At 47.6% G+C, this 15,165-nt stretch carries 13 protein-coding genes and 1 other annotated feature; of the genes, 8 read left to right on the top strand and 5 right to left on the bottom strand.

Translation table 11 applies throughout. The features are described from left to right. Positions 1–20 precede the first annotated feature (20 nt). Together mnmM and mnmL are read right to left on the bottom strand one after the other, a co-directional pair. Entirely contained in the window at positions 21–593 is a 573-nt protein-coding gene (gene mnmM / locus KNO65_RS02985) for a tRNA 5-(aminomethyl)-2-thiouridylate-methyltransferase MnmM (protein ID WP_078147227.1), read from the bottom strand. Then, a complete protein-coding gene (mnmL, locus tag KNO65_RS02980) occupies positions 547–1,521 on the bottom strand; it encodes a tRNA modification radical SAM protein MnmL/YtqA (RefSeq protein ID WP_214781602.1) in 975 nt (324 codons plus the stop codon). The genes mnmM and mnmL overlap by 47 nt, the downstream gene beginning before the upstream one ends. A gap of 178 nt (positions 1,522–1,699) precedes the next feature. Here mnmL and KNO65_RS02975 point away from each other — a divergent pair, with 178 nt between their 5' ends. The 5 genes from KNO65_RS02975 to KNO65_RS02955 all read left to right on the top strand — a co-directional run bounded on the left by KNO65_RS02975 (position 1,700) and on the right by KNO65_RS02955 (position 8,518). After that, positions 1,700–2,890: an MDR family MFS transporter gene (locus KNO65_RS02975; protein ID WP_240499836.1), complete on the top strand. Its 1,191-nt coding sequence runs from the start codon at positions 1,700–1,702 to the stop codon at positions 2,888–2,890. 39 nt (positions 2,891–2,929) lie between these two features. Then, positions 2,930–3,145, top strand: a binding site (T-box leader). 39 nt (positions 3,146–3,184) lie between these two features. Next, on the top strand, positions 3,185–5,590 hold the full coding sequence (gene leuS / locus KNO65_RS02970; protein WP_214781601.1) for a leucine--tRNA ligase: 2,406 nt from the start codon (positions 3,185–3,187) through the stop codon (positions 5,588–5,590). A 117-nt stretch (positions 5,591–5,707) separates the two neighbouring features. Further along, the gene (locus tag KNO65_RS02965; RefSeq protein WP_251131631.1) at positions 5,708–6,835 is read left to right on the top strand and encodes a hypothetical protein; all 1,128 of its coding nucleotides are present in this window, start codon (positions 5,708–5,710) and stop codon (positions 6,833–6,835) included. A 17-nt stretch (positions 6,836–6,852) separates the two neighbouring features. Beyond that, positions 6,853–7,365, top strand: coding sequence for a pyrophosphohydrolase domain-containing protein (locus KNO65_RS02960; RefSeq protein WP_147536597.1), 513 nt, complete (start codon positions 6,853–6,855; stop codon positions 7,363–7,365). Positions 7,366–7,519: 154 nt separating this feature from the next. Beyond that, positions 7,520–8,518, top strand: a complete 999-nt coding sequence (locus tag KNO65_RS02955; protein WP_251131656.1) for a DUF2268 domain-containing putative Zn-dependent protease — start codon at positions 7,520–7,522, stop codon at positions 8,516–8,518. A 105-nt stretch (positions 8,519–8,623) separates the two neighbouring features. Here KNO65_RS02955 and KNO65_RS02950 read toward each other — a convergent pair whose 3' ends face one another. Continuing rightward, positions 8,624–9,889, bottom strand: a complete 1,266-nt coding sequence (locus tag KNO65_RS02950; protein ID WP_214781598.1) for a BaiN/RdsA family NAD(P)/FAD-dependent oxidoreductase — start codon at positions 9,887–9,889, stop codon at positions 8,624–8,626. Between the two features lie 143 nt (positions 9,890–10,032). Here KNO65_RS02950 and KNO65_RS02945 point away from each other — a divergent pair, with 143 nt between their 5' ends. Together KNO65_RS02945 and KNO65_RS02940 are read left to right on the top strand one after the other, a co-directional pair. Beyond that, positions 10,033–11,730, top strand: a complete 1,698-nt coding sequence (locus tag KNO65_RS02945) for a putative polysaccharide biosynthesis protein (protein ID WP_012726779.1) — start codon at positions 10,033–10,035, stop codon at positions 11,728–11,730. Further along, the gene (locus KNO65_RS02940; protein WP_214781596.1) at positions 11,730–12,443 is read left to right on the top strand and encodes a pseudouridine synthase; all 714 of its coding nucleotides are present in this window, start codon (positions 11,730–11,732) and stop codon (positions 12,441–12,443) included. Before KNO65_RS02945 ends, KNO65_RS02940 begins: the two co-directional genes overlap by 1 nt. A gap of 64 nt (positions 12,444–12,507) precedes the next feature. On the opposite strand, the gene KNO65_RS02935 is transcribed toward KNO65_RS02940, so the two are convergent. Together KNO65_RS02935 and KNO65_RS02930 are read right to left on the bottom strand one after the other, a co-directional pair. Further along, complete coding sequence (locus KNO65_RS02935) at positions 12,508–13,134, bottom strand: DUF3885 domain-containing protein (RefSeq protein ID WP_214781594.1); 627 nt, start codon at positions 13,132–13,134, stop codon at positions 12,508–12,510. 103 nt (positions 13,135–13,237) lie between these two features. Continuing rightward, the gene (locus KNO65_RS02930; protein ID WP_012726776.1) at positions 13,238–13,459 is read right to left on the bottom strand and encodes a DeoR family transcriptional regulator; all 222 of its coding nucleotides are present in this window, start codon (positions 13,457–13,459) and stop codon (positions 13,238–13,240) included. Between the two features lie 308 nt (positions 13,460–13,767). Between KNO65_RS02930 and pepV the strand changes: the two genes are divergently transcribed. After that, positions 13,768–15,156: a dipeptidase PepV gene (pepV, locus tag KNO65_RS02925; protein WP_214781592.1), complete on the top strand. Its 1,389-nt coding sequence runs from the start codon at positions 13,768–13,770 to the stop codon at positions 15,154–15,156. The last annotated feature ends 9 nt before the right edge of the window (positions 15,157–15,165 follow it).

Raw genomic sequence — 15,165 nt, 5'->3', positions numbered from 1 at the left:
TCTAATGAGCCGCCTTTTTCTTATGCACGTTTTTCAATCGCCACGATGAATGGGGGATGATTGACTTGGTTGATAAATCCATAACGCAGGACGCCTGCCTGTTTTTGATCGAGGGACTCTACATAATGGAGCACCTCGTCTCGTTCGACTTTTCCACTTTCATGTCCGTGGTAAATCACGATGACGATGACGCCACCGACGGCCATGACGTCTAATAGTTGGGATAATGCGGCAATCGTCGTATTTCCGTGTGTCGTGATGGATTTGTCGCTTCCTGGTAAATACCCTAAGTTGAAGACGGCCGCGGTGATCGGCCGCGCTTCCTTTTCAACGACCGCTTGGACCGTATCATGACTATCATGAATCACGGTCACCCGATTACTGACACCCGACTTTTCAACCCGCGCCTTTGTGGCTGCTACAGCTTCTGATTGAATATCAAAGGCATAGACATGTCCTGTCTCGCCTACGGCATTCGCTAGAAACAACGTATCGTGTCCGTTCCCGGCCGTCATATCGATGGCGACCTGACCTTCCTCGATATGGTCATGTAGTAATTGTTTTGCAAAAGGTAGTACTCTCATTAATCCCATAGATCTCATCCTTCTTTTTTCCTTGGAAAGAATCCCGGCGCTCCAATTCCGCACGAATCTTGTTAAGCACCTGCATCTTGTGACGGCTCCATAATGGACCGATCAAGAGGTCGGGTGGACCGTCTCCTGTCAAACGATGGATAATCACCTCGGGAGGGATTCGTTCGAGTTGATCGCAGACGAGGGAGACGTATGTGTCTTCCTCCATCAAGTCGAGCAGTCCTTTCTCATATTGACGGGCGAGCGGTGTGTGTTTCAAGACGTGAAGTAAGTGGATCTTGATTCCTTGTATGTCCATTTTAGCAACTTCTCGTGACGTGTCGAGCATCATCTCTGGTGTCTCACCTGGGAGACCATTGATGATATGAACGCAGACACGAATATTGTGACGGCGAAGTTTGGCAAGACCGGTCAAAAACGATTGATAGTCGTGCCCACGATTGATCTTTTTAGCGGTCGTGTCATGAATGGTCTGAAGACCGAGCTCCACCCAAAGGGACGTCCGTTCATTCAACTCTGCTAAATAGGCGACGACGTCGTCCGGTAAGCAGTCAGGGCGTGTCGCAATCGAGAGACCGACGACCCCATCCTCTTTTAATGCCGGTTCATACAATTCACGTAACCGCTCGACTGGTGCGTACGTGTTACTGAACGCTTGGAAATAAGCAATATATTTGGCACTCTTCCACTTCCGGTGGAGACGAGCCTTCACTTCTGCAAATTGAACGGGAATCGGGTCGCAAGCATTTCCCGCGAAATCACCACTGCCATCGTCCGAACAGAACGTGCATCCACCTTTTGAGACACGTCCGTCACGGTTCGGACATGTGAAGCCGCCATCGAGTGGCACTTTAAACACCTTGCCCCCGTACTCTCGTCGATACGCCTCATTAAGTGTATGGTAACGATTTTGACCAAATGGATTCATGTTCATCTCTCCTTCCTTGCTCATCCTATCACAAACGAAAAATAACAAAACTTCATAATAAGTAATTTTTCTTGACACTTCCTTGGCGTTCGTTTAGGTTTGATAAGGAAATCTTGTCGATTCGGCCTTTTTGTGCCGATTTTTTTGATGTGAAAGAAGAATGAAAGGAGGACTTGGTGTGAACAATAAAATGCCAATTTCGGTATGGATTTTAGTCATTGCGATGGCGCTCAATACAACGGCGGCGTCTTTTTTATGGCCGTTTAACACACTGTATATTCATGATTTTTTAGGTGAGTCGATGACGCTTGCCGGGGTGGCGCTTCTTGTGAACTCGGCGCTCGCGATTGTCGGGAACTACATCGGAGGGACGCTATTCGATCGAATCGGTGGGAAGACGACGCTGATGATCTCTGTCGGTCTCTTGCTCGCGAGCTCGCTTGGATTTTTACTGTTTCATGCCACGTTCTTCGGCTATCTCGTATGGCTCGGGTTGATCGGTCTTTCCGGCGGACTCGTCTTTCCGACCGTATATGCGTTTGCAGGTCTCATTTGGCCTGAAGGGGGACGTCGTTCGTTCAATGCGATTTATGTCGCACAAAACGTGGGGGTCGCCCTCGGAACGGCAATGAGTGGTCAAATCGCTCGACTTAACATCGAGTGGATTTTTTATGCGAACTTCTTCTTGTCAGTATTATTTGTCGTGGTGCTCTTGTTTGGATTGCGTTATTTGAAAAACCCGGCACGTCCTGTCGTTCAGTCGCAACTCGAAGCGGCCGCCACGACACTCTCGAGTGCGACGATGAAGTCGATGTGGTATGTCGCCGTTGGTTATGCGGTACTTTGGTTCGTGTACGTGCAATGGCAAGGGACGATTGCCGTTCACTCGAAAGACCTCGGTGTCACAATCAGTCAATACTCACTCCTTTGGACAGTGAACGGGGCGATGATTGTCTTCGCACAACCGTTGCTCAATCGTGTCTTACGACAGTTTGAGGACGACTTAAAACGTCAACTGATCATCGGGGCATCCATTTTCCTCGGCGCGTTCTTGATTGTCCCATTCGCTGGTGGGTTCGGGATGTTCATGGTCGCGATGGTCGTCATGACCATCGGTGAGATGTTTGTCTGGCCGGCGGTTCCGACGATTGCGGCGAAACTCGCCCCTCCTGGGAAAGCTGGACAATACCAAGGGCTCGTCAATATCGCAGCATCCGTCGGTCGGATGATTGGACCGACGTTGTCTGGTTTTGTCTATGACATGTTCGGCATTACAGCAGTCTTCGGTATGCTTCTACTACTTGCTACGTTAGCTTTAACGCTATTTGTCATCATGAAAGACATTCGTGTCACAGAAAAATCAAGTTGACGTTGAATTTCAGAATGGGCTAAAATAGACTACGATGAATAGCAAGCGTTGAAGAGGACTAGTAGCGAACGTTCCGTTTCAAAGAGAGTCGATGGATGGTGTGAATCGATAAGCGGATGTTGTGAACTCGCCTTGGAGCTGTTTTCCTGAAACGAGTAGGGAAGACCGGGGTTACGCCTCGTTACCGGCGTCTCAAGTGGCAGCAATGCAACATGGGTGGTACCGCGGAGAGCTTTCAAGCCTTTCGTCCCATTTTCGGGGACGGAAGGCTTTTTATTATGCAGAGGAGGAAGAATGTTGAGTTATTTTAAACATCAAGAAATCGAGCCGAAGTGGCAAAAGAGTTGGGAAGAGAAAGAAGCATTTAAAACGACAGAAGACCCGGAGAAGGATTGTTTCTACGTCCTTGATATGTTCCCGTACCCATCCGGTGCTGGTCTTCACGTCGGTCACCCGGAAGGTTACACGGCGACGGATATCATCGCTCGTATGAAACGGATGCAAGGATATAACGTCCTTCACCCGATTGGCTGGGATGCGTTCGGTCTTCCTGCCGAGCAATATGCACTCGACACAGGGAACGACCCGCGTGAATTCACAGCGCGCAACATCGAGACGTTCCGCCGTCAGTTGAAAGAACTCGGATTCTCATACGATTGGGACCGTGAAATTAGCACGACGGACCCGAAATACTATAAATGGACGCAGTGGATCTTCACGCAACTCTTCGAACGTGGCCTCGCATACGTCGATGAAGTTGCGGTCAACTGGTGCCCGGCTCTCGGTACGGTCCTTGCGAACGAGGAAGTCATCGATGGCTTGTCAGAGCGTGGGAACCACCCTGTCTACCGTGTCCCGATGAAGCAGTGGGTGCTTCGTATCACGGAATACGCAGAGCGTTTGCTTGAAGACTTGGAAGGTCTAGATTGGCCTGAGAGCGTGAAAGAGATGCAACGCAACTGGATCGGCAAATCGGTCGGTGCCGAGGTCGACTTTAAGGTCGACGGTCATGATAAGATCGTCACAGTATTCACAACACGTCCAGATACGCTTCACGGGGCGACATACGTGACACTCGCACCAGAGCATCCGTTCACTAAAGTGATCACGACGCCTGAACAATCGACGGCAGTCGAAGCATACATTGAGGAAGTCTCGAAGAAGACGGACCTCGAGCGTACAGACCTTGCCAAAGAGAAGACAGGTGTCTTCACGGGCGCTTATGCGATCAACCCGGTGAACGGCGAGAAACTTCCGATTTGGACAGCGGACTACGTTCTCTCGACATACGGAACAGGTGCGGTCATGGCCGTTCCTGCACACGATGAGCGCGATTATGAGTTTGCGAAAACGTTCGACCTCCCGATCCGTGAAGTCGTCAAAGGTGGAAACGTGGAAGAGGCGGCTTACGTCGAAGACGGTGAGCACGTCAACTCTGGTAGCTTGAACGGACTTAATAAAGCCGATGCCATCAAGACGATCATTGAAGAGCTCGAAGCTAGTGGCACAGGGCGTGCGAAGACGACATACCGTCTTCGTGACTGGTTGTTCAGCCGTCAACGTTACTGGGGCGAGCCGATTCCGGTCGTCCATATGGAAGACGGAACGATGAAGACGGTACCGGTCGAAGAACTTCCGCTCGAACTTCCGCTCATCGATGAAATCAAACCATCTGGTACAGGTGAGTCGCCACTTGCGAACGCAGAAGAGTGGTTGACGTATACAGATCCGGTCACAGGGGAAAAAGGTCGTCGCGAGACGAACACGATGCCACAATGGGCAGGTAGCTGCTGGTACTACATCCGTTACATCGATCCAGATAACGAAGAGATGATTGCGGATCCTGAGAAACTCAAGCGTTGGCTTCCAGTCGACTTGTATATCGGGGGTACGGAGCATGCCGTTCTTCACTTGCTCTACGCACGTTTCTGGCATAAAGTACTCTTTGATATCGGTGTCGTCCCGACGAGCGAACCGTTCCAAAAACTCTACAACCAAGGAATGATCCTCGGTGAGAACAACGAGAAGATGTCGAAATCTCGTGGGAACGTTGTCAACCCGGATGATATCGTGAAGTCGCACGGAGCCGATACACTCCGTCTTTACGAAATGTTCATGGGACCACTTGATGCGGCCATCGCATGGTCGACGAATGGTCTTGACGGGGCACGTCGCTTCCTCGACCGCGTCTGGCGTTTGTTCGATCAGACGAACTTCGCAGACGTGGCGCCGACTGCCGACTTTGAACGCACGTATCATCAGACGGTGAAAAAAGTCACGGAGGATTATGAAGCCCTTCGCTTCAACACGGCAATCTCGCAGTTGATGGTCTTCGTCAATGAAGCGAACAAACAAGAGACGTTGCCGAAATCGCAAATGGTCGACTTCATCAAGATGCTTTCACCAGTCGCGCCGCACTTGTCTGAAGAGTTGTGGGAGAAGATGGGTATGACGGAAGAGTTAACGTATGCGGCTTGGCCGACATACGATGAGTCAAAACTTGTGAGCGACACGATTGAAGTCGTCATCCAGGTGAACGGGAAACTCCGTGCGAAAATGCACGTCTCTCGTGACGCATCAAAAGAAGCCCTTGAAGCGGAAGCACTCGGGAACGAGCGTGTCCAAGAGTTCACAGAAGGCAAGACGGTTCGTAAAGTCATTGTCGTTCCTGGAAAACTCGTCAATATTGTAGTGGGGTAACAAAAAGAATGTGTGACATTGTCGCACATTCTTTTCTTTTTGGTGAGGTCATTTTCTTTTATGGACGGTTTTGATACACTAAAGGGCGATACTGAAGTAGAAGGGGACGACATGTCCATGAAACGTTCTTATGTGCTATACACGACACTATGTGCCGTCGTGGTCGGTGTGATCCTTTGTTATGTTTTTGTCTTTTCAGATGAAGAGATTCAACGACAGGTCGCCTCGACATTTGAAAAAATTGATATTCAAACGAGTCATCAAACGGCATCCCTTCCACCCGTGGAAGCGGCGCAGGATGATGAAGATATCGATACGACCGATGCCCTCGAACAAATCAGTCAAATCGATGAAGTGTACTACAGTGACACGATCGGGGCATATTTGGTCTTAACCGAACAAGCTGAATTTTTTGAGGTGAGTGGAAACGGAACGCGCGTCAATTCGGTGCTTCAACTTGAGAATTCAGGGAAACAGCGCCTCGATGATTTTATCGGAATGCGCATGGTCGAAGAAGATCTTGTGTATGCGGTCACAGCGAACGGTACGCTCATTACAATCGAGCGAGAAGAAGGACGCTGGGTCGAGAGACCACGTAAACAAATCAAAGGACTCGTGTCGGAAGACCGAATCTTTGGTCTTGGTTATGACCGGGAATCGAAGCGTCTGTTCATGATGAATCGCTTGGCGGATACACCGGACCTTGAGCTCCTTTATATCGAAGAACGGGAGATCGAACCGGAGACTCCAGCCGATGACAAATCATCAGAAGCGTCAACTGATGCTGACACGAATACTCCAAAAACAGAAGAATCATCGGAAGACACAACGACAGAGAACGTCTCGACGAATGACGACGCCTCGAGCGAATCGGCTGTATCTGAAGACGCGCCTGAAAATGAGTCGAACGAACAACAAGCGGAAGAAGAAAATCAAGAGCCCGAAACCGAATGGATGCTTGATTCACGCCAAGCGTTGTCTGCTGACGGGATGAGCGCCTCGATCCAACAGAAGTTTGAGCGATTCGAAGGAGTCGGCCTTGTCGAGAGACAAGGACGCATCTACGTGCTCGACTCAGAAGAGCTCGTCCTCTACACAGTCAATCCGGAAGAAGAGACCATCAACGGTCAGATGGTGACGCCTCGCGTATATGACTCGACCGGTATGTTTTTACAAGACAATGAAATCTTTGCAATCGTCCACCCGGAAGTATTCGATTTGGATGCATTCGTGTCTGTGGACTAACAATGGGGGAAGAACAGATGAGCAAACGTTACTTTTTTGAAGAAGTGAAACAATTTCATGAAACTTTTGGACATCCAGGAGCAAAATCGCCGCAACCGTTGACGCTTGATCGTGCGACAAAACGCTCGGTTTGGACGGCAGAGGAAGCGGTCGTCGAGTTTTTGCATCAATCCTCGCAATCGGAAGAAGAGTTTTTACAAGCCATCGAGCAATTCCAAGTAGGATTCCAGAAAGCGGTCCAAAAATCGTTGCAAGACGCACCGCCATCGGATGATGTGGAACGTCTCGTCGGACAAGGGGATGCGTTAACGGACGCGTTATATTTCGTGATGGGCAGTTTCGTTGAACTCGGACTCGATCCCGTTCCGTTGTTTGAAATCGTCCAGCGTGCCAATATGGCGAAACTTGGACCGGACGGGAAGCCGATTTTACGCGAATCGGACAATAAAGTCATGAAACCTGAAGGATGGATGCCACCAGAGCCGGAGCTCGAAAAAGAAGTGCGTCGTCAAATCGCAGGGAAAGAATAATCACAAACGGCTTGAGTCCTCACTACAAAGGGTTCAAGCCGTTTTTTTGTTGTGATGGTCGTGACGACATGATGGTATTAGATGGTATCAGAAAGGTCATGGGAGTAATTTATGGTATAATTTAACATAAGTAAGCGAGTAAAAGATCTTGATCATGGGGATGGAGGTCGTTCAACTGAAAAAATTGATTAGTATGTTATGTGTGAGTTCAGCACTTCTGTTAGCAGCGTGTAGTGAGGATGAAAAAGAGTTAGAATCTAAAAAATCAGAGCCTGACGTTTCAATCGAAACGATAAAAATTAACGATGAGAATGAATTGACAATCGTCCCACTCTATACGCAATACCAACAATATTTGAACGCATCCCTTGAATCAACCGATTCGGAGGAGAGTAAACAAAACTTCAAAAAATACGTACTCAATTACATAGGTGAAGTCGGAGAGGAAGAAAAAATCGATACATCTAGATTAAAAACTGATTTTAATCTAAAGCCGACCCCTCATAAGCAACAATTGCTGAAGCAGTTAGACAAATTAATCGAGCAGCATGAGGAGATTAAAGAGATTATTGCATCGACATATGCAGATTCAAATCAAATCTTACCCAAAAAGAAGAGCACAGTGTTTATTGCACCGTATAATCCTGAATTCTTTTACGATAGTGAACCGTTGAAAGGAGTAGGCGCAGCAGCATACAAAGACGTATTCATCTTGTTTCTCGATACAGATTTTGACAAAGATGTGCTAGCCTATTCGACGGCTCACGAGTATCATCATCTGATTCTTCGTGATCAAAACAAATACAATCTTAGTTCGATTCTGGAGTCTATTATTGTCGAAGGGAAAGCGGACGCATTTGCTGATCGGATTGTCAAAGGAGTTTCTCCCCCATGGCATGTGCAATTAGATGATGCGACCATGGAACACATTGCAAGTCGAGTGAATGATTATGAAACGTCCTTCACCGATTTTGTAGTCGGTAATTATCAAAAAGATATGCCACGTTGGAGTAACTATATTCTAGGGAGGGATGTGCTCCATGACTATTTGACGGCGCACCCAGAACTGTCGATTCCCGAATGGACCTTCAAAGAAGATCATGAGATTTTAGAAAAATACAAGTATCGAGATGTGATGGAATTGGAAAATTAAGTTGAAAAGAATGTTAAAAGGCTTGACCCTGAATGAGACAGGATCAAACCTTTTTATTGTTTAGTGATCATGATAGAACGCAGACGATGCGTTTGACCGAACCTTTTACCGCCCTGTCGCCAGTTTGGCTGCATGCGATCCGGCGCAATGTCCTGTCGTGAAGGCGGCCGTGATGTTGTAGCCACCCGTGTATCCATGGATGTCGAGTATTTCGCCGGCAAAGAAGAGACCTGGTGCCTTCTTTGACATCATCGTCTGTGGTGCAACTTCTTTAACCGAAACGCCGCCACCTGTGACGAACGCTTTATCAAAGTCGAGTGTCCCGACGGCGTGCATCTCGAACATTTTCAAACGTGTTGCGAAATCAATGACGGATTGCTTCTTCAACTGACTCGCGTCTTCTTCTCCAAATGCGAGTTCTTCGAGCAACAAGTCAAGAAGTCGCTCGGGGATATAGCCTTTCCATACGTTTTTAACGGCACGCTTCGGTTGGCTCTGCACTTGGTTCCACAGTTCCTGAACGAGCTCATCTCGTGACGTGTCTGGGAAGAGGTCGAGTGACAAGAGGACGATTTGCTCTTTGCTGCGTTTCCGTTCTTTGATTGTGTACTGACTGCAACGGAGCGCGATTGGACCTGAAATCCCGAAATGGGTAAAAATCATGTCTCCCTGATGCGTCTTGATCGCTTTCCCTTTTTTGCCGTGCACCGTCAAAGCGACGTCCCGTAACGATAATCCTTGAAGTTGTTTCGTTCCGATGAACGAGTCATTCAATGTGATTGGCACCTCTGTCGGGAAGAGTTCGGTGATCGTGTGTCCTGCCTTCTGTGCCCATGGATAGCCGTCTCCGGTCGAACCGGTGTGTGGGACAGACTGTCCGCCGACCGCGACGACGCAAGCTTTCGCCTCGAGCATCTCACCGTCCATCAACTCGACCGCATGAAACTCGTTTTCTTCATTAAAATGTAGCGTTTTGACTTCAGCCTTTTTTCGAATCTCGACGCCGAGGTCTTCAATCGCCCGAAGCAACGTGTTGACCACATCCTGTGCTTTATCCGTCACAGGGAACATGCGCCCATTGTCTTCCTCTTTCAGCGGAATCCCGAATCCAGTGAAGAGGTCGATAATCGATTGATTGTCGAACTGAGCAAGGGCGCTGTATAAGAAACGACCATTGCCTGGGATGAACTGAATCAACTCATCGATTGGCTTTCGGTTCGTGACGTTACAACGTCCTCCACCTGAAATGGCCAATTTCCGACCAAGTTTTGAACCTTTATCAATTAGCAAGGTCGAAGCGCCACTTTTTGCCGCTGCATACGTTGCCATGAGCCCGCTCGGCCCTCCACCGATGACGATGACATCTTTCATAGGGTATCTCCTCATTTCTTCATCTATATGATTAGTAAAATTATCGTAACTTTATTATCCGTAACAGTAAGAGTATAATGAGAAGCGGTTGTTTTGTAAAACCGAATTCATTGAAATCGTTGATTTATAGATGGAGGTACCTCATGTCATCAAGCGCCAAACAAGATTCTGGAAGAGCCTCCTTCGTCAAAGGAACGCTTCTTTTATCAGCGGGAAACTTGATTTCCCGAATGTTAGGACTACTGTATACCTTTCCGTTCCAAGCGATGGTCGGGATTGCCGGAGTGACATTATATCAAGCAGCATATACGTATTATGCGATCATGATCTCCATTTCGACGGCAGGGATTCCCGTTGCCGTTTCGAAATTTATCGCAAAATATAATGCACTAGGAGAATACGGGACAAGTCAACGACTGTTCCGACAAGGGATGAAGCTGATGCTTGCGACCGGTGTCGTCGCTTTTTTATTACTCTTTTTTGCGGCACCATGGTTATCCGAACTGATGGTCCGAAACTCAGAGAACAATCAGCAATACATTGACTCGCTCACCCTCGTGACACGAAGCGTCAGTTTTGCCTTACTGCTCATCCCGGCGATGAGTATGGTACGTGGTTATTTCCAGGGACATCAAGACATGGCACCGACGGCAATCTCACAAGTGGTCGAACAGATTGTACGCATCCTGTTCCTCCTCAGTGGAACGATGCTCGTCTTGTTCGTCTTTGCGGATTCAAACTTCATTCAACCGATTGCTAATGCCCTCGGGGGGACGCAATCTGTTGAAACGACTGAATTGAACGGATTAAAAGTCATTGCCGTCACGATTGCGACGTTCAGTGCGTTCATCGGGGCAATCGGTAGTTTCGCCGTGCTCATCATGTATTGGAAACGTCGAAAGGACATTCATCGTCAGACAGAGAATCCGGCGGGCACACCGGTCCGCTCGATGAAATCGTTGTTGCTCGAATTGCTTAGCTATTCGATTCCAATCGTGATGGTCGGGGTATCGACCCCTCTCTATCAATTGATTGACCAATTGACGATGGTCAATACGTTGCTCAGTACGGGTGCGACCGTTTCTGAAGCAACGTCGGCGTATGGCTTTTTGACCGGGAACGCCCATAAAATTGTGTTGATTCCAGTCTCTGTCGCGGCGAGTGTATCGATGGCGACGATCCCGCTTGTGACTCGTTCGTTCACGACGGGGGACATGCAAAAAGTTCGGAATCAAGTAAACCATATTTTCCAAGTCTCGTTCTTCGTAACGATTCCTGCGGTCATTGGTCTCGTAGCACTTGCGGAGCCATTGTTTGGCACCTTGTTCCCGGGTGACCGTGAAGGATGGGTATACTTGTTCCACTACGCACCAAGTGCCTTCTTCTTGGCCTATTACTCGGTCGCGGCTGCGATTCTCCAAGGGATTAACCGTCAGTACTTCACCATCTTCGCCACATCGATGGGACTGTTGACGAAACTTGCATTGAACGTACCGCTCGTCTATTGGCTCGGCGGAATCGGAGCCGGGTACGCGACCATCGCTGGATACATCGTGGCCATTATTCTCATGGTATGGATGATTCAACGAACGCTCCACTTCCCGTATAAGCAACTGCTTCGTCGCACCATCTTGATGTTCTTGATGGGTGGGGCGATGTTCGCTGCCGTCTTCCTCTCTCTTCTCGTTACAATGAATGATGAGGCGAGTTGGGGGAACGACATTTTTGCGACAATCGTGGGAGTGACAATCGGCGTTCTCGTATATGGATACCTCGGGTGGCGGAGCCACCTCGCAGGTAAATTACTAGGGAAACGCTTTGAATATCGGAGGAAAATGTAATGCGGATTGATAAGTTGTTAGCGAACATGGGATATGGTTCACGGAAAGACGTGAAAATCCTACTGAAACAAGGGGCGGTGCGAGTCGATGAGGCACTTGTAAAAGATGCGAAATGGCACGTCGACCCATCATCAGAGAAAGTCACGGTGTTCGGGGAAGTGGTCGAGTATCGTCCGTACATTTATTTCATGATGAATAAGCCGGAAGGTGTGATCAGCGCGACGGAAGATCAAGTCGAGACGACGGTCATCGACTTGATTGATTCTGAGTATACCCATTATGACCTCTTCCCGGTCGGTCGTCTCGATAAGGACACGACGGGACTGCTCCTCATCACAAACGATGGCGCATTCAATCATGCGCTCATGTCACCTCGCAAGCACGTCGACAAAGTATATATCGCCGAGGTCGACGGAGAGATGACAGTAGAGGATATCAAGACGTTCGCGAATGGGGTCGAGTTAGAGGATGGATATACGACGAAGCCGGCCCGTCTTGAAATACTGAGCAAGAGCGGACGTCGGTCGGTCATTCGCCTCACATTGTCTGAGGGGAAATATCACCAAGTGAAACGAATGGTCGCGGCGGTCGGCAAACATGTCGAACGATTGGAGCGTGTTCAAATTGGGGAGCTAGAACTCGATGAGACGCTTGAGCTCGGGGCATATCGTGAGTTGACGGAAGAAGAAGTTCAACTGTTTCTTCAATCATAAGAAGATGAGAGAATCTGTCTGATGGGACGGATTCTCTTTTTGTATAAAAAGCTCTGATTTTCGATTATATCTTTTTAAAAATGGCATCAAAATCATCACGCCAAGAGTCAACCAACCAGTCGTTATATTTATGATACAAAGGAACAAGTGGTTCAACTTCATTTGAACTTATGATACAACCTCGATCATCGTACATATGAAACACGATGTTCTTTTCGGTGCTAATAAAGTAAACAGCTTGTCCAATTGAAGGTTCTCTTCCTTGCTCGTAATTTCCTATACCTCTAAGGATTTTTTCGTAAGAGATTGACTTGATCTGCGAGGATACAAATTTTGCTTTATATTCATGTTTGATTTCAATAATTTCCCCTGTTATTTCGTCAATATCTTCATTTAATTCAAATAACGTTTCTTCTTCAATCTGTTGTTTCATGAATAAACCATACAAATATTCGGGAGTGGTATTCCCAAACATGATGTCCTCTGTTTCGTTCCAATCCTTGATAAAGATATGGATGTAATCATCAGATTGAAACACTTCCTCAAACAATGTAGTAACTCTGTTTACAACTTGCTCTACTCTCTCATCCGTTCCGTTTTTATACGGTTCGCCAAGTTCGAATCTTAGATGGACTTCTCCAGATAGGTTTGGGAAATTGTCCTCTATGTACTTCATTATTTCTTCTTTCACATCATCACCTCATCTTAAACAACTGATACAATCTAAAACCACAAAACCTTCATCCATAAAAAAGAGACCTGAACGCCAGGTCTCTTGAATATACATATACAATTCAATTTGCCGTCTTGAGTGAACGTTTTGATGAAGTCCACGTGCCACGGCTAGGGCTCTCCACAAGGTTATTGTACTCAAGTACGTTCAAATCACGTTGCACAGTGCGTGACGTGATGCCGAACTCTTCTACTAGTTCTGAAGTGGTAACGGATTCCCTTTCATTGATGAACAAATAAATGGACTTGATGCGCGTTAACATCCGATCTGTTGAGCCTTTCATTGGATAACCTCCCAATGTGTAGAATAATGACAAACCATACCTACAGACGACAAAATGAAATATAAAATTGTTATTTTCTAAAATTACACCTTTAGTATACCGCTCTTGAGCAAAAATGCAAGTGGAAAGCACGAACAATCTGTTTGTAAAGATTTGATTATGAACGTAAATATCGAATGAAGATTATTTTTTTACATCGAAAAGAAGCTTAAACACGAACGAAAAAAACTTTTCTAAATGAATGTTCGTCTTTCATACATTTGGATATACTAGTAAGGGAGAGAACATTCGCAAAAGGGGAGATGAACATGAATTGGAGACAGGAAGTCGACAATCGTAAAGATGCATTTTTAGAAGATTTGAAAGGATTACTTCAAATGCCTAGCGTGCTCGATGAATCGAAAGCGGCACCGAACATGCCGTTTGGTCCTGAGGTTCGTCAGGCGCTTGACTACATGTTTGAAATCGGTGAGCGAGATGGATTCAAAACAAAGGACGTCGGCGGTTACGCGGGACATTTGGAATACGGGGACGGTGAGGAAATCGTTGGCATTCTATGTCACCTTGACGTCGTCCCAGCAGGCGATGGCTGGACATATGGCGCATTCAATCCGACCATCACGACTGACGGGAAAATTGTGGCGCGTGGGAGTAACGATGATAAAGGTCCGTCTATGGCTGCATACTACGGGCTACGAATTGTCAAAGAGCTCGGACTACCACTTTCAAAGCGGGTCCGTTTGATTGCAGGTTGCGATGAGGAGAGCGAATGGCGCTGTGTCCGTGAGTATTTCAAACAAGAACAAATGCCGACATACGGATTTGCGCCAGATGCGGATTTTCCGATCATCAATGCTGAAAAAGGGTTGTATGACGGTGTGTTGACTCAATTACCGATTCAACGTGTACCAGGTTCTGCCTACCATCTCGTGTCATTCACGAGTGGGGAGCGTCCGAATATGGTGCCGGACTTCGCGAAAGCCGAATTGAAGACGGATGAGGTACTCGAGGAGAAGTTCGAGGCCTATCTTAAAAAATATGAAGCAGACGGAACGTGCGAATACGATCGTGGCACATATACGTTCACGATGAAAGGTAAAGCGGCGCACGCGATGGAACCGGATAACGGGATCAATGCTGCGTACGTGTTGGCTGGGTTCCTGTTGCACCTTCCTCTCGACATTCAAGGGGAACGCTACATTGAACTCGTTCGTCACGTGTTTGCAGACTCACGTGGAATTTCTCTTGGGATTGAAGCGAGCGATGAGACGGGCGACTTGACGATCAATGGCGGCGTGTTCCGATACAATGAGGAAGAACGAACAGCAACGGTCAACATCCGTTACCCGTATACGGCCAAATTCGAAGAACGTTTACAAAACCTACGTGAAATCGCGTTGTCATTTGGCTTCGAGTTGAAGACCCGTCAACATATGCCGCCTCATCACGTGGCAGAAGATCACCCACTCGTGAAGACGCTAGCAGGCGTATACGAGCGTCAAACGGGAGAGCACGCGAACTTGATGGCCATCGGAGGCGGTACGTATGCACGTTCACTCGAAGCAGGTGTCGCATTCGGCGCATTGTTCCCAGGAGCTAAAGATGTGGCGCATCAGGTCGATGAATATATGGAGATAGAAGATTTATTACGTGCTGCAGCAATCTATGCTGAGGCCATTTACGAGCTCGCTAAATAAGAAACTAGG

This window comes from Exiguobacterium sp. S3, assembly GCF_018617295.1.
Classification (GTDB): Bacteria; Bacillota; Bacilli; order Exiguobacteriales; family Exiguobacteriaceae; genus Exiguobacterium; species Exiguobacterium profundum.
The sequence above is the reverse complement of the archived record's forward strand: the minus strand, read 5'-3'. Positions and strand labels throughout refer to the sequence as shown.